16 protein-coding genes are annotated in these 22,439 nt (G+C 52.4%); 11 read left to right on the forward strand and 5 right to left on the reverse strand.

The window, feature by feature from the left end; translation table 11 throughout:
• Nucleotides 1-30 precede the first annotated feature (30 nt).
• On the forward strand, nucleotides 31-2,574 hold the full coding sequence (locus SOM82_RS05425) for an autotransporter outer membrane beta-barrel domain-containing protein (protein ID WP_320460115.1): 2,544 nt from the start codon (nucleotides 31-33) through the stop codon (nucleotides 2,572-2,574).
• A 512-nt stretch (nucleotides 2,575-3,086) separates the two neighbouring features.
• Here the strand turns inward: SOM82_RS05425 and SOM82_RS05430 are convergent.
• The gene (locus SOM82_RS05430) at nucleotides 3,087-3,485 is read right to left on the reverse strand and encodes a hypothetical protein (protein WP_320460114.1); all 399 of its coding nucleotides are present in this window, start codon (nucleotides 3,483-3,485) and stop codon (nucleotides 3,087-3,089) included.
• A 342-nt stretch (nucleotides 3,486-3,827) separates the two neighbouring features.
• Between SOM82_RS05430 and fhuE the strand changes: the two genes are divergently transcribed.
• Nucleotides 3,828-5,990 carry a ferric-rhodotorulic acid/ferric-coprogen receptor FhuE gene (gene fhuE / locus SOM82_RS05435; RefSeq protein ID WP_320460113.1) on the forward strand — a complete coding sequence of 721 codons (2,163 nt, stop codon included), beginning with the start codon at nucleotides 3,828-3,830 and terminating at the stop codon, nucleotides 5,988-5,990.
• Here fhuE and SOM82_RS05440 read toward each other — a convergent pair.
• The 3 genes from SOM82_RS05440 to SOM82_RS05450 form a co-directional block, all read right to left on the reverse strand.
• Nucleotides 5,987-6,874, reverse strand: a complete 888-nt coding sequence (locus tag SOM82_RS05440; RefSeq protein ID WP_320460112.1) for an EAL domain-containing protein — start codon at nucleotides 6,872-6,874, stop codon at nucleotides 5,987-5,989. The two genes, fhuE and SOM82_RS05440, sit on opposite strands and share 4 nt — an antisense overlap.
• Nucleotides 6,875-6,951: 77 nt before the next feature.
• Nucleotides 6,952-8,889 carry a methyl-accepting chemotaxis protein gene (locus tag SOM82_RS05445; protein WP_320460111.1) on the reverse strand — a complete coding sequence of 646 codons (1,938 nt, stop codon included), beginning with the start codon at nucleotides 8,887-8,889 and terminating at the stop codon, nucleotides 6,952-6,954.
• A 146-nt stretch (nucleotides 8,890-9,035) separates the two neighbouring features.
• Entirely contained in the window at nucleotides 9,036-9,476 is a 441-nt protein-coding gene (locus SOM82_RS05450) for a winged helix-turn-helix domain-containing protein (RefSeq protein WP_154126569.1), read from the reverse strand.
• A 512-nt stretch (nucleotides 9,477-9,988) separates the two neighbouring features.
• On the opposite strand from SOM82_RS05450, the gene SOM82_RS05455 reads away from it, so the two are divergent.
• The 9 genes from SOM82_RS05455 (at nucleotide 9,989) to SOM82_RS05495 (ending at nucleotide 21,164) form a co-directional block, all read left to right on the forward strand.
• Nucleotides 9,989-10,819: a winged helix-turn-helix domain-containing protein gene (locus tag SOM82_RS05455; protein WP_320460110.1), complete on the forward strand. Its 831-nt coding sequence runs from the start codon at nucleotides 9,989-9,991 to the stop codon at nucleotides 10,817-10,819.
• Entirely contained in the window at nucleotides 10,806-11,270 is a 465-nt protein-coding gene (locus SOM82_RS05460) for a YqeJ family protein (protein ID WP_154126571.1), read from the forward strand. Before SOM82_RS05455 ends, SOM82_RS05460 begins: the two co-directional genes overlap by 14 nt.
• 286 nt (nucleotides 11,271-11,556) lie before the next feature.
• Entirely contained in the window at nucleotides 11,557-12,642 is a 1,086-nt protein-coding gene (locus SOM82_RS05465; protein ID WP_320460109.1) for a YncE family protein, read from the forward strand.
• A 63-nt stretch (nucleotides 12,643-12,705) separates the two neighbouring features.
• A complete protein-coding gene (locus SOM82_RS05470) occupies nucleotides 12,706-14,892 on the forward strand; it encodes a TonB-dependent receptor (RefSeq protein ID WP_320460108.1) in 2,187 nt (728 codons plus the stop codon).
• 118 nt (nucleotides 14,893-15,010) lie between these two features.
• On the forward strand, nucleotides 15,011-16,399 hold the full coding sequence (gene pheP / locus SOM82_RS05475; RefSeq protein WP_320460107.1) for a phenylalanine transporter: 1,389 nt from the start codon (nucleotides 15,011-15,013) through the stop codon (nucleotides 16,397-16,399).
• 297 nt (nucleotides 16,400-16,696) lie between these two features.
• Complete coding sequence (locus SOM82_RS05480; protein WP_154126574.1) at nucleotides 16,697-17,935, forward strand: MFS transporter; 1,239 nt, start codon at nucleotides 16,697-16,699, stop codon at nucleotides 17,933-17,935.
• Between the two features lie 15 nt (nucleotides 17,936-17,950).
• Nucleotides 17,951-18,976 (forward strand): sugar phosphate isomerase/epimerase family protein, encoded by a 1,026-nt coding sequence (locus tag SOM82_RS05485; RefSeq protein WP_320460106.1) that lies wholly within the window; start codon nucleotides 17,951-17,953, stop codon nucleotides 18,974-18,976.
• Nucleotides 18,969-20,111: a Gfo/Idh/MocA family protein gene (locus SOM82_RS05490; protein WP_320460105.1), complete on the forward strand. Its 1,143-nt coding sequence runs from the start codon at nucleotides 18,969-18,971 to the stop codon at nucleotides 20,109-20,111. Before SOM82_RS05485 ends, SOM82_RS05490 begins: the two co-directional genes overlap by 8 nt.
• Before the next feature lie 75 nt (nucleotides 20,112-20,186).
• Entirely contained in the window at nucleotides 20,187-21,164 is a 978-nt protein-coding gene (locus SOM82_RS05495) for a LacI family DNA-binding transcriptional regulator (RefSeq protein WP_320460104.1), read from the forward strand.
• Between the two features lie 3 nt (nucleotides 21,165-21,167).
• Here SOM82_RS05495 and SOM82_RS05500 read toward each other — a convergent pair whose 3' ends face one another.
• On the reverse strand, nucleotides 21,168-22,412 hold the full coding sequence (locus SOM82_RS05500) for a mechanosensitive ion channel family protein (protein WP_320460103.1): 1,245 nt from the start codon (nucleotides 22,410-22,412) through the stop codon (nucleotides 21,168-21,170).
• Nucleotides 22,413-22,439: the final 27 nt, after the last annotated feature.

Here is a 22,439-nt window from a genome sequence, read left to right on the forward strand (position 1 = left end):
TTTGATGATGATAGATACCGGAGCGTTCCAATGAATAAGATGAAACAAGTGTTGCTGGGCGGGGTGGCGGGGAGCGTCAGTTTACTGCTCAGCCCAGCAGCATTAGCCGTTTGTACCGCAACAGGCCCGACAACGGTGAGTTGTGATAACGCGATATCAACGCCGCAGTCTTTTGATGGTCCCGAAGGGCTAAAACTTCAAATAGAGAAGAACAGCCAGTTTACCAATGCGGCGAATAACAGCCCGGCCATTGATTTTCTGGTCAGAAGCGGTTTGTTGACCAACAGCGGCACTATCTCAACCACAGGCGATGGCGGTGACGGTATTCGCGCCAGGGGCGCGGACAAACAGATCCTGACCAACAATGGTGTGATAGCCACGTCAGGCAATGGCTCAAATGCCATCGAGCTGAATGAATTATTCGACAGCACCGTCATCAATAACGGGCAGCTTGTGACCTCTGGAGCTGGAAGCCATGGCATTAATATCCTTGCTGGTAGCCGCGGCCACACGATAACGAATGCAGGCACGATTAATGTCAGCGGCGCGGACTCCAACGGCATTGAGGCGTCTAACAGCCGTAACAACAGTTTGATCAACCAGTCCCAGATTACTGCTTCCGGCACGGGGGGAAGTGGGATCAGAGTCGGCAATTACGCTTCTGGCTACAGCATTGCAAACCAGTCTGGCGGCGTGATTTATGCTGAAAATGGCTACGGTGTTCAGCTGACCAGTAATTCGACGGGCACCAGTCTGACTAACGCCGGAATTATTGACGGTGGTATTGCTGGTATAGCGCTCACGGGCGATGCGCAGGCGGACAGCATTATCAACACCGGATTTATTATTGGTGGCGGTACGGGCGCGGGTGTTCTTTTTGCCGACAACGGTAACACCAACCTGTTTTTAAACCGGGGGATTATCGGCTCCGTCGAAGGGGATGCGATTCGGGCAGAGAATAATATCGACATCACCAACGGCATCAACAATGAAGGCATTATTATTGGCCGGGTGAATGCTCCGGGCAGCAACATGAGCAACAGCGGTATAGTTGAGTTACTCAGCACCAGCCAGCCATCCACAGTCAAAAACTACAGTCAGAGCAATGCAGGTGTACTGGCACTCCAGGCCGACAGTACCAGCAGTTACGGGCAACTTCAGGTTGCCGGAAACGCTGCGCTCAATGGACGAACGCTGGTTATTACCCGGGGCAGCACCAGTTTTGCTGACGGGGATAAACTGACGGATGTCGTCACTGCGGGCAGCATCACGGGTACACCTTCAGCTGTTCTCGATGATTCACTGCGCTATCAGTTCGTTCAGGAGCAGACGGATTCCCGTTATTCGTTGAAAATTGTCGAGACGAAATTAACCACCGTCACCAATGCCGTTAAAGAGATATCCAAAAATAACTCGCTGGCGGGGGTCGGTAAGGCACTCGATTCCATCATTGATAAAAATACCGCAACCAATCCACCCGGCGGAAATACCACACCGACCCAGAGTACTGACTGTTCGGGCGCGCTGGCAGGTACCGTATGCGCAATTACGTCATCCTTTAATGCAGCCCAGGTGCACAAAAACGTTGTTCAGCTGGCGCCATTGATGGATGGAAGCATGACCTATATCGAGATGAACAACCTTCGTGCGTTTGGCGATATCGTGGGCAATCGTCAGGAGTCGATGCGCGGGCAGGGATTCACCGATGAGTTTAATCCTGAAAAATATCTTTGGATCCGTCCGGTCGGTCGTTGGGATAATCAGTCAAGCCGTGGGGATTACACCGGGTATAACGCCGATACGCGCGGGATAGCCATCGGTGCTGATGCCCTTGTCTATGACCAGGCTCGTCTTGGCCTGGCGCTGGGAATGAGCCGGACGGATGTCAACGATACCTCCTCTGATATCCGCCATGATGCGCAGCTCGAAAGCTGGAACGTGCTGGCCTATGGGGGTTATGACTTCACTCCGGATACCGGAATGACATGGCAGACTGGCTTTGGTCGCAACACCACCAAGGGTAACAGATACCTCAACATTGAGAATCCCGCCGACGGAAGCAGCGCCTACCGCGGTGTGGCCCGCTCTGACTATGATAGCCACACCCTGCAGGCAGGACTGGGTTTGCAGAGTCAATTCCATCCGTCGGACGACATAACCCTCACGCCGGAACTGCGCACGGACTACTACCGCGTCAAAGATAAGGGATATCAGGAAAGTGGCGCAGAGGATTTAGGTCTGAAAGTGGATGGCTCGACAACGGAAGCCTTTGTGGTGTCCAGCAAAGTGAAGGCAGGCGTGAAGCTCTCCGATATTGTCAGTGTGCACGGATACCTGGGGGCAGGCTATGACACGATGAACGATCGCTCAGAATCGAAAGTCGCTTTCATCGGCAGCGCGGACACGCCATTCACTTATCAGGGAATGAGCGAAAGCCCATGGATTGCGATGACTGGAGTCGGAGTCACGGCGAAATTCAGCGACGTACTGGATGGCACAGTACAATACGATGCCGGACAGCGAACCCGATTCACCAGCCAGAGCGTCAGCCTTAAAGTCCGTTACGCATTTTAAGGTTGTTTGCCTGAAATGAAACGGCCATGAATATCGTCATTCATACGTCGTAATCTAAGCACCGGAGCCTGAAAAGGCCCGGTGCTTTTGCGTGTGAACGTTTATTTTGACGCAGTCGTATTCTCATTATTTCCCGTTATTACAGATGCAGAAATTCCTGCGAGTGATTTTTATCCTTAGATGAATTCAATCAACAAACTGTATTCATAACATGAATGGTGGTTAATGGTAATTTACTTTAAATCATACTCAGAAAAATAATGTGAGCGTAATTTGTTTTTAAGTAATGAGTCTGGGCAATGTTACCTGTGTCGACGTTAAACAATGGAATGATGAGGGAGACAGAAATGAGTGGATTAATAAAATCATCAGTGGGATTTTACAAGGCCATATAATGCAAGGTCTGGTAAATCGTCGGCAATCTGAATGGAAGGTTTTTAATAATAATGGATATGCTAAGTTATGAAATGGTTTATATCGATTCTGTGTTTTTATCCAATCTTTTTTTTTCATCAACGGATGATATCGCCAGTACGTTTGAAAATGAGACATATAAAATAGAACTTAGCCAGGGTAATTGTGTCGGTAATGATTTTGCCTGCGATGGCATAACATATCATTCCTTGAATAAGAAAAACGGATCTGTACTGACTATCATGAACGGTAGCACGCTCAATGAAGGTGAGTTGCAAAATTTCAGGGGTATATTTTTCGCAATAAAGATTATTTTTATACATTAACACCGGACCCGGATTCATATTCAAATGAGTCTCAAGCATGGATACTAACAGTAACGAAAAATACAAAAGGGAAAGATAAAATATTGCTGCAACAAAAAATATATTAATTACAAGTTGTGAAGCGATTGCTGTCTGTTGGGTGATTTTGTCCTGTGCGGTGTTTTTCATCATGATGCAGTCTAAGAGAAGGGGATACTAAAAGGCTACCTATGCGCATCAGTTTCTGCTGGAGCAGAAAGTGTAGCCGCAATGGTTTTAACATCAGTTGTGCCCAATGAACCCGCCATCCGTGCGGGTTTTTTTGCCTGCAGAAATTCGCTGACGCCGCTTGAGTCCACGGGGCCGGGAGACAGCAACCAATCAGCACGGATTCGAGCAAATTTTTAAACTCATATACATTTACTTACATTTAACTGACAAATTGATCTATGCATGTTAGTTTAAATAATTATGATTTCGATTCTCATTTAAAGCGCTACAGACGCATAACAACACTTCCTGATGGGAAACACTATGTCTTTCAATGGCAGGGGAAAACGCGGGAAATGGCTCGCGTTAGCACTTAATACACCGTTCCGTTTTTCACTTCTGGCAATCAGTATCAGTACCGTGATCCACCCGGCGCTGGCGGCTGAAAGCAGTAGTGAACAGGATATGGTGGTTTACGGCGGAGACAGTCTCGCCGCCGATGAACAACAAGACTATGCGGTCAAAACCACGCGAGCAGGGACAAAAATGTTGCTGGCCCCGCGTGACGTCCCGCAATCCGTCAGCGTTGTCACGCAGCAGCGGATGAAAGATCAGGATCTGCAAAATATTGATGAGGTGCTGACAAACGCAACCGGCGTCTCATCGCAGCAAATTGACAGCGAGCGGTCGAACTATTTTTCCCGTGGCTTCGAGATAACCAATTTCTCGTACGACGATATTCCGACCTCCATGGGCGATGCCTGGAACTTTGGCGATGCGACGTCAGACACAGCTATCTACGATCGTATCGAAGTGGTTCGCGGTGCGGCGGGTTTGATGACCGGCGCAGGCGATCCGGGAGCATCGGTGAACATGGTGCGGAAACGGGCCGACAGCAAAGGATTTATCGGCAACGTCAGTGCGAGCTACGGCAGCTGGAATAAACAACGGTATGTTGCCGATCTGGCCGCCCCTCTTAATAGCGATGGCAGCCTGCGCGGGCGTGTCATTGCAGGGTATCAGGATCAGGGCAGCTGGCTCGATCGCTATGGTAAACGTAAAAAATTCCTCTATGGCGTGATGGATGCCGATCTTACGGCTAGCACCACTCTCTCTCTGGGCTGGGATTACCAGCAAACCAATACCGCAAATCCAACCTGGGGGGGCTTGCCTGCCCTGTACAGTAACGGGTCCCGCACGCATTACGATCGTCACGTCAACACGTCGGCAGACTGGACGGGCTATACCATCGAGTCGAGAAAAGTCTTCGCCAGTCTGACCCATAGCTGGGATAACGGCTGGTCGTTTCGCCTCAATGGCACTCACGGTGAGCAGACGTTTAACGACACTTTGCTTTATGTGATGGGCAATCCTGATGCCACTACCGGCGAAGGGGCAAGCGGGTGGGGAAGTCAGGATCGGGGTAAACGTACTCTGGATTCATTCGACTCCTACGCCAGCGGACCTTTTGCACTGCTCGGACGGCAGCATCAGCTTATGGCTGGGGCAAGCTACAGCCGTCAGCATAACGCCACGTTCAGTAAAGATGGTCCAATGGACAGCGTCGGTATATTCAACAATCACTGGGATGGCAGCGTGGCTGAACCGGTGTGGAGCGACTGGTATCAAAATGCGGATGATATTGTGCGCCAGAAATCGGCATACACCGCCGCGCGCCTCTCGCTTGCCGATCCGCTGTCTCTGATCCTGGGGGCGCGCTACACCCAGTACAGCACCAACGGCAGCAGCGGGGAGATGCGTAAATACAACACCACCCCTTACGGCGGTGTGGTGTATGACATTACGGAAAGCCTGTCTGGCTACGCCAGCCACACGTCGATTTTCGCGCCGCAAACCAAGCGCAGCAAAGACGGGGCCTGGCTCTCTCCTGTCACTGGCAAAAACTACGAAACGGGTCTGAAAGCCGACTGGATGGATGGCCGCCTGACGACAAATGTCGCCGTGTTCCGTATTGAACAGGAAAACGCAGCAGAAGCGATCGGCGGAGAATTTGTGAACGGCTCCAGCGAGCAGGCCTATCGCGCGACCAAAGGCGCGGTGAGTAAAGGCGCCGAGTTCGAGGTCAATGGGGCGGTCACCGATAATCTGCAGCTGACCTTTAGCGCCACACGCTATGTTGCCCGCGATACGGACGGACGCTTCAATAGCTACGCGCCGCAAACCCAGCTGAAACTCTTTAGCCGCTATCGTTTGCCGGTGATGCCGGAGCTGACAGTGGGGGGCGGCGTAAACTGGCAGAACCGGGTTTACAAGGATGTGACAGGGCCAGAAGGCGAAACCCAGCGACTTTATCAGGGCAGTTATCCGCTGGTTGATCTCTTTGCGCAGTATCAGCTGACCAAACAGCTGGCGGTTCAGGCTAACATTAGCAATCTGTTCGATCGCGAATACTATTCGTATCTGGACGATTCTGCGGTGTATGGCGAGCCGCGCAATGTCTCGGTTAGCATGCGCTACACCTTCTAAATCAGATTGCCTCGCAGACCATGCGGGGCAATGCTCTGCGCCATCACCACGCTTATCAACTCGTCTACCGGCAGGGGTTTGCAAAAATAAAAGCCCTGCATAAAGTCGATCTGTTTTGCCCGCAGATAGTCACACTGCGCCAGGGTTTCCACCCCTTCGGCGATGATTTTCATGCGCATGTTTTTTGCCAGAGCAATCACGCTGTCAACCAGTCGCGTATCGGCGCTGACGCCAATCTGGCTAACGAACATTTTATCGATCTTAATAAACTCCGGATTCAGCGCAGAAATGTAGGACAGATTGGAATAACCCGTGCCAAAGTCATCCAGCGCCACGGAAATGCTGGCGCGCCTGAGCGCCGCAAACCAGTCGCTTATCTGTGGCGTGAAATGCAGCGGGTGTCGTTCGGTGATCTCCACCACCACCTGGCTTTGGTTGGCATTGAATTTTTGTAACAGCTCGCAGGTGTCGATTTCAAAATGAGGATCGAGACAGTTTTGCGCACTGATATTAATACAAATATAGGTCCCAACCGGGAAACGGTGAATCTGATGTTCCAGATCGGTAATGACCTGGCGGATAAGCGAACGCGTCAGCGGAATAATCAGATCGTGTTTTTCTGCCAGCGGAATGAACACGTCAGGTGAAACGTAGCCATACGCCGGATGCCGCCATCTGGCGAGGACCTCGACACCGGCAATTTTCCCCGTTTCACCATCAATAAAAGGCTGGTAAAAGGGGCGAATCTGCCGCTTTTCTATGGCCGCTTGCAGGGTTTTTACTGGCGTATTTGAATATGTTTTTTTAAGCCGTGAAAGAGAACGGGTTAAAAACGAACCCATGCCAGCGACCGAAGCATGATTTTTGTTAAGGATGTTTGCCATAAATACTTTTATCGTTCTCGCCAGGTCATCCTGAAACGAATCACCCGGCGAGGATGGGCTAAATCAGAGGGCCAGGGTTAAAATTTAACCCAGTCATCCTGATCGTGAGCGGGATCTTTTTTGGCGGAAGTCAGCGTCACTACGCTGGCTTTCATCGCCGGGCGGCTTTCAGGGCGCTGTCGCGGCGTCGTCGGGACACGGAAGATTGAGACGACTTTTTCCAGCTGTATCGCCTGATTTTCCAGCGAACTGGCTGCGGCAGAAGACTCTTCCACCAGTGCGGCATTCTGCTGTGTGGTGGTGTCCATTTCGGTCATCGCCTGAGCAATTTGCGCGATCCCACGGCTTTGTTCGTCCGTCGCAGCGGCGATTTCGCTCATGATGTCGCGAACCTGGGTAACCGAGGCCTCAATTTTAGACATCGCTTCGCCAGCCCCTTCCACCAGGTTAAATCCGCTATCAACGTATATCGCTGATTCATTGATCAGGTTTTCAATCTCTTTAGCCGACTGCGCACTACGCTGGGCGAGCGTGCGAACTTCCGCCGCGACTACGGCAAAACCTTTACCCTGTTCGCCTGCACGAGCGGCCTCTACCGCTGCATTGAGCGCCAGAATATTGGTCTGGAAAGCAATGCTGTTAATCACGGTCGTGATCTCAGAGATGCGGTGCGAACTGCTGCGCACATTTTTCATCGTTTCGATCACTTTCTTTGAGATCAGGCTCCCTTCAGTCGCGTTTTGCGAAGCCTCTTGCGCCAGATCACGCGCCTGGTTTGCATTTTCTGCATTCAGCGCCACGGTTGATGTCAGCTCTTCCATGCTGGCGGCGGTTTCGACCACCGCGGCAGACTGTTGCTCGGTGCGCGAGGATAAATCCAGATTGCCCGCGGCAATTTCCGTGGAGGAGCGGGCGACACTTTCCACGCCATCACGCACGTCATTGATGATGTTTTTCAGGTTTTCATTCATGGTTGAAACCGCCTGCATCAATAAACCGGGCTCATCGGTACGGGTGCTGTGCAATGTGCTGGTCAGATCGCCTTTGGCAATGCGTTCAGCGACACGCAAAGTTTCATTTAGCGGGCGGGTGATCGACACGGTGATCCCCATCGCCAGTAAAATCCCCAGGGCGATCCCCATCGCTGCCACAATGCTCATCTGCAGTCGAACATCATCAACGGTCTCAACAACTTTTTGCTGCTGACGGGCAAACATGATCTGGATGGTCTGGGTCAATGTCACCGCCTGACGGGTCAAGGTGTCTGACAGTGTGGTTTGCGCCGTCCAGACGGCACGGTAATTATCCAGCTCCGCAGCAATCGCCTGCATATCCCTGAGGCCTATATTCAGCCAGTTTTTGTGTTCTTCAGGGACTACCTGTAACAGCTGCTCTGAATCGACTTTGCCCGATGCCAGGCGTGTCAGAATGCTGTGTTTTAATTCGGCAGAGGGGTGCTGTTTGTAGAGTGAAACCTGTGAATCAATATCGCTCAGGGTAAAAGCCAATTGCGCCGCAACCAGCGCCATCTGCGGAGGAAGTGCGCTGCTTTGGCTGAGTCTGGAGGCAATCTCTGAGTTATCGCATAAATTCTGCGTACTGAGTCTGCGCTCACTCTCCTGCTTTTCGGCGAGGGCTTTGGTAAACGGTGTCAGGGAGACCAGATAGTTTTTGATCGCGGCATCGGTGTTATCAACCGTGGCTTTACCTTCCGCCGTCCATGAATAGGATTCCAGATGAGCAATGATGGCCTGCATGTTTTGCGCGGCGGTATTGGTCTGATCCAGATACTTAGGGTCGAGGGACGATTGGTAGTTCAAACGAGCCAGACGTACCGCTGAAAGAGCGTTAAAAAGTTCAGTCGTGCGCTCATTCTTTTCGACGCGCTCCTGAATGTTCATCAGCCCCAGCAGCCCTGATGTCAGGATTGCCAGGGTAATGATAAGAATAGTGGTAAAGGCGAAGAATAATTTCTTGCTGACTTTTAAATTTGCAAAACGGTTCATTACACTCATATTTTTTCCCAGAGTCGCCTAATGCCGATAAATAGTCTGTTTCGCTGTTTTTTCTGACATTAATTGAATGATAAGATTTAGTATTAAGAAGCATAAAAAAAAGCCCTTTGCATTAAATGCGCAGGGCAAAAACCGCTGAATTGACATCACTCACTCAGGGTATCTGAACTCTCCTTTTTTTTAACAGAATAAGTCGGGAGCTCGCTCATTCTGTAATAAACCGGGATGACATCTTGATAATTGACGATGTAACCATGACCTCTGATATTTCTGATAAAATCACTGGGCAAACCGAGTAGATTAAGTTTATTAGTGAGATTATGCAGGACTTGCCACAGCCGCTGTGTGGAAGGACTTAAATCATTATCTTCCCAAATTTTCTCAAACAACTCTTCTTTGGTAATCACTTTTTGACGGCCATGTTCCAGCAGATACAGAAAAAGCCTTAACATAGTTTCATTAAAATATATTGATGCAAATGCCACGCTTTTATCGGTATGGCTGCCGGTTAGCCGATACAGCCTGCGATTAGAAATATCGAAGTGAATTTCATCACCGATCATAAATCCATACAGACGATAGCCCATCTCTTATATACCTACTCTGGAGTAACCCCGATATGCATCACGACAATAATATTATTTAATAACCCGTACTTTTTGTAAGGTGGATTATATGGCTGCCATGAACGCTTTCCAATACGCATCCCTATGCACTATGAAAAACCATCACGCCAGCCAGCGGGTATAGTGTTTCAAATCACATAAGCGGTATTGTTAGTATTAAAATCTACTAATCTTTCATTTTATGGAGACGTATGCCAGTAACTGATAACCGAGCAGTTGCTCAACATAAAATGGCGAATTTTATTTTGTATCCAGCATCAACCGCTGATTGTCATGGAGTGTGGCTAAAAATCATCCTTGCTATGACCTCGGTAACAATAAGCTTAAGAATCTCCTGACAAAAAGAGGAGTGAAGTTATATGATTTATACTCAATAAGATGCGGTGACATCAGGAGGAAAAAGGCATTTTTTTCCACTGTGAATGCGACTAACTCACTAAAATATAATAATTAAAATCTGAATCAGGTTTTCTATGACAACTCGCGATACCACCTTAAAGAAAGTCTTCCTCATCAACGATACGTTGCTTTTTGAACCAGAGCTGCGCCAGATCGGACCGCGGGTAGATTATCCGCGCAGAGCCGTTAAGCTTCATGGACCCGTCAGTGAATGCCTTTCTCAGCTACTTGAGCACAATAATCAGGTACTCTCTCAGCGGTTTTTGTTTGCTTCGGTATGGGAAAAAAACGGGGTGGTTGTCTCCACGAATGCGCTGTATCAAACGATTGCTACTATTCGCAAAACGTTAAAATCCGCAGGGCTGGATGAAAATATCATCAAAACCATTCCCAAGGAGGGGTTTAAATCTGTCGCTCGGCTTCACGTTGGTGAGCTGGATGAGTTCCTTGCGCCGCAGATGACTTCCCCGGTTTCTGTTTTGCCGGAGGAATCTGCTGCGCCAGAAACCGCTGCCACTGTTGTCGTTGAAGATGAAAACAAACCTTCATTTTTTCACTCCCCGCTGGCTTACGGACTGGCCGGGATTCTCTTTATTCTTTCATGCGCGGTGCTTTATTTCGTACAGAAAGAGGAAGCTTCTCCACTGGCGGATTATCAGCATATTGGTAAAGTGAATAACTGCGATCTCTATTCTTCATGGCATGACAAAGATAAAAGCATCGAAATGTTCGCGGATCTCTCAAGGCGTTACGCCATTCAGTGTAAAGCAGATGAAATGGTCTGGATCACGGTCAATCTTGCGCAGCAGGTGAGTTCCGCCATTATTTGCGATCAAAAACCCGAGGACGCTGGTGCGCAGTGTGATTCCATTGTTTACAGGCAGCAATATCATGACGAAGAATAAAATTTTACTGCGCTGGACGCTAATTGTCGTAGCGATAATGATCCCCTTGCTTTACGCCTGGTATATTCATTACCAGCGTAACCACTTCTCCTGTGAAGCGCATACCCGGATTGTCGATGATAATTATGTGCTGGATGTGATGTTGAGTTATCAATTTAACGGCGGAAGCGGCAGTTATGAGACGACAGGGGAATATATTCCGACGGGAAAACCGCCAGTCTCGATGAGTAATAAAATTGCCTTTGATTACTGGAGAGATGCCAAAGGCGTTATTATGGTCGCAAATGAAACAAACGAATTACCTAAAAAATACGAGGCATTCAGAAGCACGATCCCGGATTTTTATCACTTACGTAGCCGCGGACTAAGGGTCAAGATAACGCCCGCCAATCCCTCCAGTTATATCTTCAGTTATGGAGGCGCGCCTGTATTTTATTGTTCAAAAGGATAAGTGCAGGCCACATTTTTTTCTGTCACTGAACCGTTTTAAGCTGTTGCCGATATTTACACTTGATCATACAAAGATAATGAGTATAGTTCTCATTCTCTTTAGTGTTTGTGGGCGCAGACGGACAATTCCCGCATAAACAGTGAGCGCAGACCTCACACGGAACACTGAGTGTTAACGGTGGATTCTGCACTGGCCTCACAGCCCGTCATACAACCCTAATCGCACAGCAGCATGCGACGCAGTTTCCCGCCTGAATTATCTTTTTGAACGGTAAAGGATTTTCCTGATGACCAAAAAATTGTCCGCGCTGGCATTGCTCGTTGCTGCCTCTCTTTCCGGTTGTACTGCGCAGCAGGCTGCTAAACCCGCTCCCGCGCCTGAAGCACAAACCACGGTGACCGCGCCGGCAGAAACCGGGGTGGTGAAACGTGAACTGGCCGATGGTTTATACGAAATGGTGCTCAATCCGAAAGGGGATGCTCTGTTTGTCGCCAGTTCTGAAGGCTTTAAGGATGTGCAGGGTGGGGTGATTTATAAGCTCGATCCGACCACGCTGAAAACCATCGGGCGTAGCCACACCGATCTGAAAAACTTCGCACTGGCGATCTCGCCTGACGGCAAAACCATTTATGCCACCAACTCGCTGGACGGTGGCATCAGCGCCATTGATACCACCGATGGCAAAGTGAAAAATCGTCTGCTGTTTACCGAGCGTAACAAAGAAGGGTATCCGTACGGTGCTCGTCAGGTGTTGCTCCATAACGACACGCTGTATATCGGCGGTGTCGCCGATCCGGCGGTTATCTGGGTCGTGGATGCGAAAACCCTGAAGCTGAAAAAAACCATCAAAAATGCAGGGCAGTGGGTGACCGGGCTGTTGTGGTCTGAGCAAACTCAACGCATTTACGTGGCTAACGGCGGCGGTGAAATCCTGACCATCAACCCGCGCAGCAACCGCATTGAAAAACGCTGGAAGCCACTGGGTGAAAAACCGGCTCTGCTGCTCAATCTGGCGGAAGATAAAGCCACGGGGCGTCTGTTCGTGACCGACAACTCCAAAGCTAAAACCACGCTGGTACTGGATATTCACACCGGCGAAGTGATCAAACAGCTTGATGTGGGCGATTCGCTGGCGGTGAAATTCAACGCTAAACGCAATGAGCTGTACATCACCCAGCGCGAAAGCGGAAAACTGCTGAGCCTGGATGCGACGACCTATGCGGTCAAACACAGCTGGGATCTGCCACCGAATCCGAACAGCCTGCTGCTGTCCGACGATGGTCAGACGTTGTACGTCACCGTTAAACAGGCGTTCAACAAAGACCACTCCACGAACGGACCGGACAGCGTTGTCCGAATCTCGCTGAAATAAACCTCTTATAACTAATCAGGCCCGGCAACGGGCCATATTGCGCGTATTTTGAACGAGTTAATCATGAACAACACCAAAATGAATAAAACGCTGCTGGCGCTGGCCATCGGTGCGATATCGCATTCTTCTCTCGCGGCGGGCACTTCGAAAGAAGAGACCATCGTGGTGCAATCCGCCCCGGCCAGCGATTTTAAAGCGGGCGGCGACCAACTGGTTCCGGCCTTTCTCGACGGGCAGGTCGCCAACGGCGGCCGGATGGGCATGCTGGGTCAGCAGAACGCGATGGACGTCCCGTTTAACATCATCAGCTATACCTCAAAACTGGTCGAAGATCAGCAGGCCCGGACCATTGCAGATGTCGTGGCAAACGACGCGGGCGTACAGTCTGTGCAGGGTTACGGCAATAGCGCAGAAAGCTATCGCATTCGCGGCCTGAAATTCGACGGTGACGACATGACCTTTGGCGGATTATCGGGTGTTCTGCCGCGTCAGGTGGTGGATACGCAGATGGTCGAGCGCATCGAAATCTTCAAAGGGGCCAACTCGCTGATGAACGGCGCGGCCAGTTCTGGCGTCGGCGGGATGATCAACCTTGAGCCAAAACACGCGGGCGACACGCCACAGGCAAAAATTGGCGTGGATTACACCTCGGATGCCCAGATCGGCACCACCCTCGATGCAGGCCGTCGCTTCGGTGACAGCGACCAGTTCGGCGCGCGCGTGAACCTTGTCCATCGCGAAGGCGAAGCGCCGGTCGCCAACGATCGCCGCCGCACCACGCTGCTCTCCACCGGCCTGGATTACAAAGGCGACAACTTCCGGACTTCCCTGGACATGGGATATCAGAAGAAAACGTTCCATGGCAGCGAAACGGGCGTCAACGTTTCCGGGGTCGATTTCGTTCCGACTCCGCCGAAAAACGATCGTAACTACTCGCAGAAATGGGCCTACAGCAATATCGAAAATGAATTCGGGATGTGGCGCAGCGAGTATGACATCACCGATAACTGGACGGCGTACACCGGACTGGGCGCACAGCACGCCCACGAAGAGGGGCTGTACAGCGGCGCGAAGCTGATGGATAAGAGCGGCAAAGCCACGGCGACGCGTCTGGATACCAACCGCATCAGCGACTCCGTGAGCGGGATGGCAGGTATTCGCGGTAACTTCAACACCGGTTTCGTCTCGCACAAAGTTAACGTGGGCTACTCGGCGATGACCAAAAACGAAAAAATCGCGTGGAAGATGTCGTCGGCGGCGAATAACCCGATCACCAACATCTATCACAATACCGGCGTTGAAAAACCTGACAGCAGCAACTTCAATGGTCTTGGCGGTAACTATAGCGATCCGCTCACCAGCGGTCGTACCCGCACGCAGGGCTGGCTGCTCAGCGATACCCTTGGCGTACTCGACGACAAACTCTTGTTTACCGCTGGCGCGCGTCATCAAAAAGTGGTGATTCGCGGGTATGACAAAGTCACCGGTGGTGAAAATGACGCCGATGGTTTTGACGGCAGCCGCTGGATGCCAACTTACGGCGTGGTCTATAAACCGTGGGAACAACTCTCGTTCTATGCCAACCACACCGAAGCGCTGCAGCCGGGTAAAACGGCGCCGGATACCGCGACCAACTACGGTCAGAGCACCGGCATTGTTCACTCTAAGCAGAACGAAGTGGGCGTGAAAACCGACTTCGGACGCGTGGGCGGCTCGCTGGCTCTGTTCGAAATCAAAATGCCATCGGCCATTCTCGACGACGTGACCAAACATTATGGTCTGGACGCCGAGCAGCGTAACCGTGGCGTTGAGCTGAATGTGTTCGGCGAGCCGATGCTGGGGATGCGTCTGAACGCCAGCGCCACCTGGCTGCAGGCTGAAATGACCAAAACCAATAACGGCGTCAACCAGGGGAATAACGTCATCGGCGTACCGAACTTCTATGCGGTGCTGGGCGCGGAATATGACATCAAACCGGTTGACGGGCTGACGGCAACCGCGCGCGTGAATCACTCCGGTTCACAGTATGCGGATCTGGCAAACAGCAAAAAGCTGGACAGCTACACCACGCTGGATCTCGGCGTGCGCTATCGCTTTGCGGTCAACCATAATCAGAATCAGATGACCGTTCGCGCGGGCATCGACAACGTGACTGACGAAAATTACTGGTCAAGCGTGGACGATTCCGGAACCTACCTGTTCCAGGGCGAACCCCGTACCTTTAAAGTTTCTGTCGGCTACGAGTTCTAAGTTTTACCCTCGTTATCAGGGGCAGGGATGCCCCAATCCTTCAGCCGTCCTTTACTTGCTCCCGCTAAACCGAAGTGTTAAAAGATGCCCCTTCTCTAAAAACAGACAGGGGTAGGACGTGAAAAACGCGTCATCCGCTTCAGACAACGGTATTTCTGAAGCCTCGTCGGAACAGACACCGACGCTGCAACGTGGTTTGCAAAATCGACATATTCAATTAATCGCCCTCGGCGGCGCGATAGGCACCGGGCTGTTTCTTGGCATCGGGCCCGCCATTCAGATGGCCGGACCGGCAGTGCTGTTGGGTTACGGCATCGCGGGGGTGATTGCTTTTCTGATCATGCGCCAGCTGGGCGAAATGGTGGTAGAAGAGCCCGTTTCCGGATCGTTTGCCCACTTTGCTTATAAATACTGGGGACCGTTTGCTGGCTTCCTCTCCGGCTGGAACTACTGGGTGATGTTCGTGCTGGTCGGCATGGCAGAGCTCACCGCCGCCGGCATTTACATGCAGTACTGGCTTCCGCATGTTCCTACCTGGATTTGGGCCGCGGCTTTCTTCATCATTATTAACGCCGTCAACCTGGTGAATGTGCGCCTGTATGGCGAAACCGAGTTCTGGTTTGCGCTCATTAAAGTGCTGGCGATTATTGGTATGATTGGCTTCGGCCTGTGGCTGCTGTTCTCCGGTCAGGGCGGCGAGCGCGCCAGTATTGATAACCTGTGGAAGCACGGCGGTTTCCTGGCCACGGGCTGGAACGGGCTTATCATGTCGCTGGCGGTGATTATGTTCTCGTTTGGCGGCCTGGAGCTTATCGGCATCACTGCGGCAGAAGCCCGCGATCCGCATAAAAGCATTCCGAAAGCGGTCAATCAGGTGGTCTACCGTATCCTGCTGTTTTATATCGGCTCGCTGGTGGTCCTGCTGGCGCTCTATCCGTGGGTACAGGTCAAATCCGACAGCAGTCCGTTCGTCATGATTTTCCACGATATGAACAGCAACCTGGTGGCTTCTGCGCTGAATTTTGTGATTCTGGTGGCGTCACTCTCGGTCTACAACAGCGGCGTTTACTCTAACAGCCGTATGCTGTTTGGCCTCTCCGTCCAGGGCAATGCGCCTAAGTTTCTCACTCGCGTCAGCCGTCGCGGCGTGCCGGTAAACTCGTTACTGTTATCCGGTGGTATCACCTCGCTGGTGGTGCTGATCAACTATCTTCTGCCGAAAGAGGCCTTTGGTCTGCTGATGGCGCTGGTCGTGGCAACACTGCTGCTGAACTGGATCATGATCTGCCTGGCGCACCTGCGTTTTCGCGCTGCGATGCGTCGAAAAGGGCGTGAAACCCAGTTCAAAGCACTGCTGTATCCGGTAGGCAACTATCTGTGTATCGCCTTCCTGGCGATGATTCTGGTCCTGATGTGTACCCTCGACGATATGCGTCTTTCCGCGATGTTGCTGCCGGTTTGGGTTATCTTCCTGTTTGTTGCTTTTAGGCTTTCGCGCAAGAAATAACCCGCAGGATTCCCTATATCCGTGGGAGAGGTCCTGAATGCCGTCAAAATAAATGCAAATCAGCGACACCGTTGCCATTTTTAGCATTTGATTCCTCTCCCTGTGGGAGAGGGTATCAGTCTGCACCTACTATCGGGCCAAAACATACGCTTGTCTGTAACACCACTCAGCGATCCCCATCTTTATCGTGACCTCGCTCGCACTTCTGTTTTGAACCACCGGATCTTTATTTTGTAATCGTTTACTTTTTAATTGATGCGTTTTGTAATCGATTACTTTTTAAAGGCGGGGCTCACAATGATGTCAACAACTGAAAGTAGTGGAAAGGCGATAGTCCAGCACCGGCTGCTGGTTCCGCGTCTGTCGCTGATGATGTTTCTGCAGTTTTTTATCTGGGGTAGCTGGTCGGTCACGCTTGGTCTGGTGATGACCCAGCACAACATGTCGCTGCTGATTGGCGATGCATTTTCTGCCGGACCGATTGCTTCTATTCTCTCTCCGTTTGTTCTCGGCATGCTGGTAGACCGCTTCTTTGCCTCGCAAAAGGTGATGGCGGTTATGCATCTCGCCGGAGCGGCCATTCTGTGGTTTGTGCCGGGCGCGTTGATCGCTGAAAACGGCGCGCTGCTGATCGGGTTATTGTTTGGCTACACGCTCTGCTACATGCCTACGCTGGCACTCACCAATAACATTGCTTTTCATAGCCTTGCCAATGTGGATAAAACCTTCCCGGTGGTGCGGGTGTTCGGCACTATCGGCTGGATTGTTGCTGGGATCTTCATCGGCGTCACCGGCGTGGCGTCCAGCGTGACCATTTTCCAGGTCGCAGCGGCGAGTTCCGTACTGCTGGCGTTCTATAGTCTGACCTTGCCGCACACGCCCGCTCCAGCCAAAGGCCTGCCAGTGGCGGTGCGCGATCTGTTCTGCGCCGACGCGTTTGCGCTGCTCAAGACTCGTCATTTCTTTATCTTCTCGCTGTGCGCGATGTTGATTTCGGTCCCGCTGGGCACTTACTACGCCTACACCGCGTCGTATCTGGCGGATGCGGGGATCGCCGACGTCAGCACCGCAATGTCGTTCGGACAGATGTCTGAAATTGTCTTCATGCTGGTCATTCCGCTGCTGTTCCGCCGCCTCGGCGTTAAATACATGCTGCTGATCGGCATGCTGGCGTGGTTTGTCCGTTACGCCTTCTTTGCACTCGGCGTCAGCGAAGAGGGGCGTTTCCTGCTGTACCTCGGCATCCTGCTGCACGGCGTGTGCTATGACTTCTTCTTTGTCGTCGGCTTTATCTATACCGACCGCGTGGCGGGAGACAAGGTGAAAGGTCAGGCGCAGAGCATGATTGTGATGTTCACTTACGGCATCGGTATGTTGCTGGGTTCGCAGATTTCAGGCGCGCTGTATAACAGCCTGGTCGCAGGGCAGACCGTGCCGCAGGCGTGGGTCACATTCTGGTGGATCCCGGCGGTAGCTGCCGCGGCGATCGCGCTGATTTTCCTTTTCTCGTTCAAATATGACGATGACAAGGCGTAATTCTTTGGAGGTGTTATGAGGACAATTAAGGGACCGGGCATTTTCCTGTCGCAATTTATCGGCGGGCAACCGCCATTTAACTCGCTCGACGGGCTGGCGGGATGGGCGGCCAGCAAGGGTTACAAGGCGCTGCAAATTCCCTGCAACCATCCGACGATTTTCGATCTGGAACAGGCCGCAGTCAGCCAGACCTATTGCGACGATGTCACGGGGAAACTGGCTGAACACGGGCTGGTAATCAGTGAATTATCCACCCATCTTGAAGGCCAGCTGGTGGCGGTAAACCCCGTTTATCGCGACGCTTTCGATCATTTCGCGCCATCTGCGGTGCGCGGCAACGAGGCGGCGCGTCAGGCGTGGGCGACGGCCCAGGTCAAACAGGCCGCCGCGGCCTCGGCAAAACTGGGATTAAGCGCCCACGCCACTTTTTCCGGCTCACTGGCATGGCCCTATTTTTATCCGTGGCCGCCGCACAACGAGCAGCGTTTTCGCGATGCGTTTAGCGAGCTGGCTCGCCGCTGGCGTCCGATCCTCGATTGTTTTGATGAGCACGGCGTCGATCTCTGCTTTGAGCTGCATCCGGGCGAAGATCTGCACGACGGTGTAACGTTCGAGCGCTTCCTCGGGCTGGTCGATAATCACCCGCGTTGCAACATTCTGTACGATCCGAGCCATATGCTGTTGCAGCAAATGGACTATCTGGCTTTCATTGATATCTATCACGCGCGGATTAAGGCTTTCCACGTCAAAGACGCCGAGTACCGTGCCAACGGGCGCAGCGGCGTGTACGGGGGATATCAGCCCTGGATTAACCGTGCCGGGCGCTTTCGCTCGCTGGGCGATGGACAGATCGATTTCAACGGCATTTTCAGCAAGCTCACGCAGTACGATTATGACGGCTGGGCAGTGCTGGAGTGGGAGTGCTGCATGAAAGATGGTGACGTGGGGGCGAGCGAAGGCAGCGAATTTATTCGCCGCCATATTATTCCGGTTTCGGGGCGTGCGTTTGACGACTTTGCCGCCGGAGGTGCGAATGATTAACGTCGGCATCATTGGCAGCGGCTTTATCGGCCCGGCGCACATCGAGGCGCTGCGGCGTCTGGGCTACGTTCAGGTCGTGGCGTTGTGCGATAGCTCGCTCGTTCAGGCCCGGCAAAAAGCGCAGGCGCTGAATGTGCCGCACGCGTATGGCAGCGTCGACGAACTGCTCGCGCACCCGGATCTCCACGTCGTGCATAACTGCACGCCCAACCATTTGCATGCGCAGATCAACCGCCAGATTTTACGCGCCGGTAAACACGTTTTTTCCGAGAAACCGCTGTGCATGACCCCGGACGAAGCGCGTGAGCTGGTGGCGCTGGCCGATACGGCGGGCGTTATTCACGGCGTGAGCTTTGTTTATCGCCAGTTTGCGATGGTCCGCCAGGCGGCGAGCATGATGCGCGCGGGCAGTATCGGGCGCCTGTTTGCCTCGCACGGCAGCTATTTACAGGACTGGATGCTGCTGGAAACCGACTACAACTGGCGGGTTGATGCCGCAATGGGCGGGGCTTCGCGGGCGGTGGCCGATATCGGTTCTCACTGGTGTGATACGGTGCAGTTTGTTACCGGGCGGCGGATCGTGGAAGTGATGGCCGATCTCTCCATCGTCTGGCCAACGCGTAAAGCGAACGTCGCGGGCAGCCAGACATTTACCCAGGAAGTCCCGGCAGATTATGAGGACAAGGCGGTCACCACCGAAGATTTTGGCTCGGTGTTGTTCCGCTTTGACGACGGCAGCAAAGGCAGCTTCAGCGTCTCGCAGGTGAGCGCCGGGCGTAAAAACCGCCTCAGCTTTGAGATCAACGGCAGCGAGCGTTCCGTGGCGTGGGATCAGGAGATGCCGCAACAGCTGTGGATCGGCCACCGTGCGCAGGCCAATCAGACGCTGACTGACGATCCGGGCCTTCTGAACGCCGACGTCACAGACAGCGCCCACTTCCCCGGCGGGCATATTGAAGGCTGGCCCGACGCGTTTAAAAATATGATGGCGCAGTTCTATCGCGCCGTGCAGGCAGGTGCACTGCCTGAACAGCCGCTCTTTGCCACCTTCCATGACGGCGCAAATGTGATGTATATCATTGATGCAATAGTAAAAAGCCATCAGCAGCAGCGCTGGGTAAGTGTTGAGCGATGAGGCGTTGCCCGGTTCGCCGGGCAACAAATTTATGTTAGCCTGATGAAAACGCTAACCGCAGGATGTGTCGTCGTTATGTCAATTCAGAAAATCGCTCAGCTGGCCGGCGTCTCGGTAGCCACCGTTTCGCGCGTGCTCAATAACAGCGATTCGGTTAAAGCGAAGAACCGCGAGCGCGTTTTGCAGGCGATTAAAGAGAGCAACTACCAGCCCAATCTGCTGGCGCGCCAGCTACGTACCGCGCGCAGCTACATGATCCTCGTGATGGTCTCCAATATTGCGAACCCGTTCTGCGCCGAAGTGGTCAAAGGGATCGAAGAAGAGGCGGAGAAAAACGGCTATCGCATTTTACTCTGCAATTCCGGCTCCGATCTGGAGCGTTCGCGCTCGGGCTTAAGCCTGCTCTCCGGCAAAATCGTCGATGGCATTATCACTATGGACGCATTCTCGAAACTCCCGGAACTCTCGGCGCTGATTGGTCACGCACCGTGGGTGCAGTGCGCGGAGTACGCCGATGCCGGTACGGTTTCTTGTGTCGGCATCAACGATGTTGACGCATCCCAGCATGTTGTCAGCCAGCTGGCAGACAGCGGACGCCGACGCATTGCATTAATTAACCATGATTTAAGCTATAAATATGCCCGGCTGCGCGAGCGTGGCTACAAGAGCGTGGTGCATCTGCGCGGTCTGGATTATCAGGTGGTCGAATACGCCAGCGATCTCAGCTCGTCCGCCGGGATGGCGGCGATGAAAAAACTGCTGGAAAATGATCGGCCGGATGCGGTTTTTGCGGTGTCGGATACGCTGGCGGCAGGCGCGTTGCGCGCTATCGCCCAGGCGGGTCTGCGCGTGCCACAGGATATCGCCGTGGTGGGATTTGATGGCACTGAACTCTCGGAGATGGTGTCGCCGCCGCTCAGCACCATTGAACAGCCGTCCAGAGATATTGGCCGCAAAGCGGTGGGATTACTGCTGAATAAAATTGAAAATCCGGATGCGGCAACCGAGCGCGTGATGATGGGCTGGCGCTATGTGGCGCGCGCCAGCACCTGAGATCTATTTCGCGAAGGCGTCTGCCAGCGAGCGAATATCGTTGCCGGTGGGCGACTGATGAATGCGCAGGCCAAACTCTTCGACCACCGCATAAATATGGTCGAAAATATCAGCCTGGATGGTTTCATATTCTGCCCAAATCACCGTATTGGTAAACGCGTAAATCTCGATCGGTAAACCGTTGGCATCCGGCGCTAACTGGCGCACCATCAGCGTCATATCTTTACGAATCCGCGGATGATTACGCAAATATTCGTTCAGATACGCGCGGAAAGTCCCAATATTGGTCATCTTACGCAGGTTTAATACCGAATCGCCTTCACCGTTTTCCTGATTCCACAGATGAATTTCCTCATGACGCGCAGCCATATAAGGCTTGAGCAGCCTGGCCTGGATTAAGCGCTGCTGCTCATTCTCGTCGAGAAAATGAATACTGGTGGTATCAATACTCAGGCTGCGCTTAATTCGTCGGCCGCCGGAGGCCGACATGCCGCTCCAGTTTTTGAACGAGTCCGACACCAGCGCCCAGGTGGGGATCGTGCTGATCGTGTTGTCCCAGTTGCGCACTTTCACGGTCGTCAGCCCGATATCCGTCACTGCGCCATCGGCACCGTATTTCGGCATCTCCAGCCAGTCGCCCAGCTTCAGCATATCGTTTGCCGAAAGCTGGATCCCGGCGACCAGCCCGAGAATGGGATCTTTAAAGACTAACATCAGCACGGCGGCCATCGCGCCAAGACCGCTAATCAGAATGGCCGGTGACTGGCCAATCAGCAGCGAAATCATCAGAATGCCGATGATAATCGCGCTCACCAGCTTCACGCCCTGGAAAATACCCTTCAGCGGAAGATGAGCGGCGGTCGCCAGTTTTTGCGTCAAATTGAAAATGACGTCCAGCAGCGAAAAGAAAGACAGCAGGGCATACACCATCACCCACAGCGTGGCACAGGTCGTGAGTATTTCAGCGGCCTGGCTGCCTTTTTGTAACCACAGTGCGGCCTGAACGTTGACAATTATCCCCTGCAGCGTAAAGGCCAGCCGGTGGAATAATTTGTTCTGCGTAATGATTTGCAGCCATAAATGCGAACTGGCCCGCGCCCGTTTTTCAAACAGGCGCAGAACCACTTTGTGCAAAATAAGGTGAACAATAACGGCGGTAAGTAAAATAATGCCAAAGATTAACACCAGCGACGTGGTGTGATTCATTTCAATACCAAGCTCTTCAACCTGAGCAATTAATTCCTGCATAACATCTCCTGAATATCGTCCTTTTTA

Origin of the sequence: Lelliottia sp. CFBP8978 (assembly GCF_034046055.2) — a bacterium.
In the GTDB taxonomy this organism is placed as follows: Bacteria; Pseudomonadota; Gammaproteobacteria; order Enterobacterales; family Enterobacteriaceae; genus Enterobacter.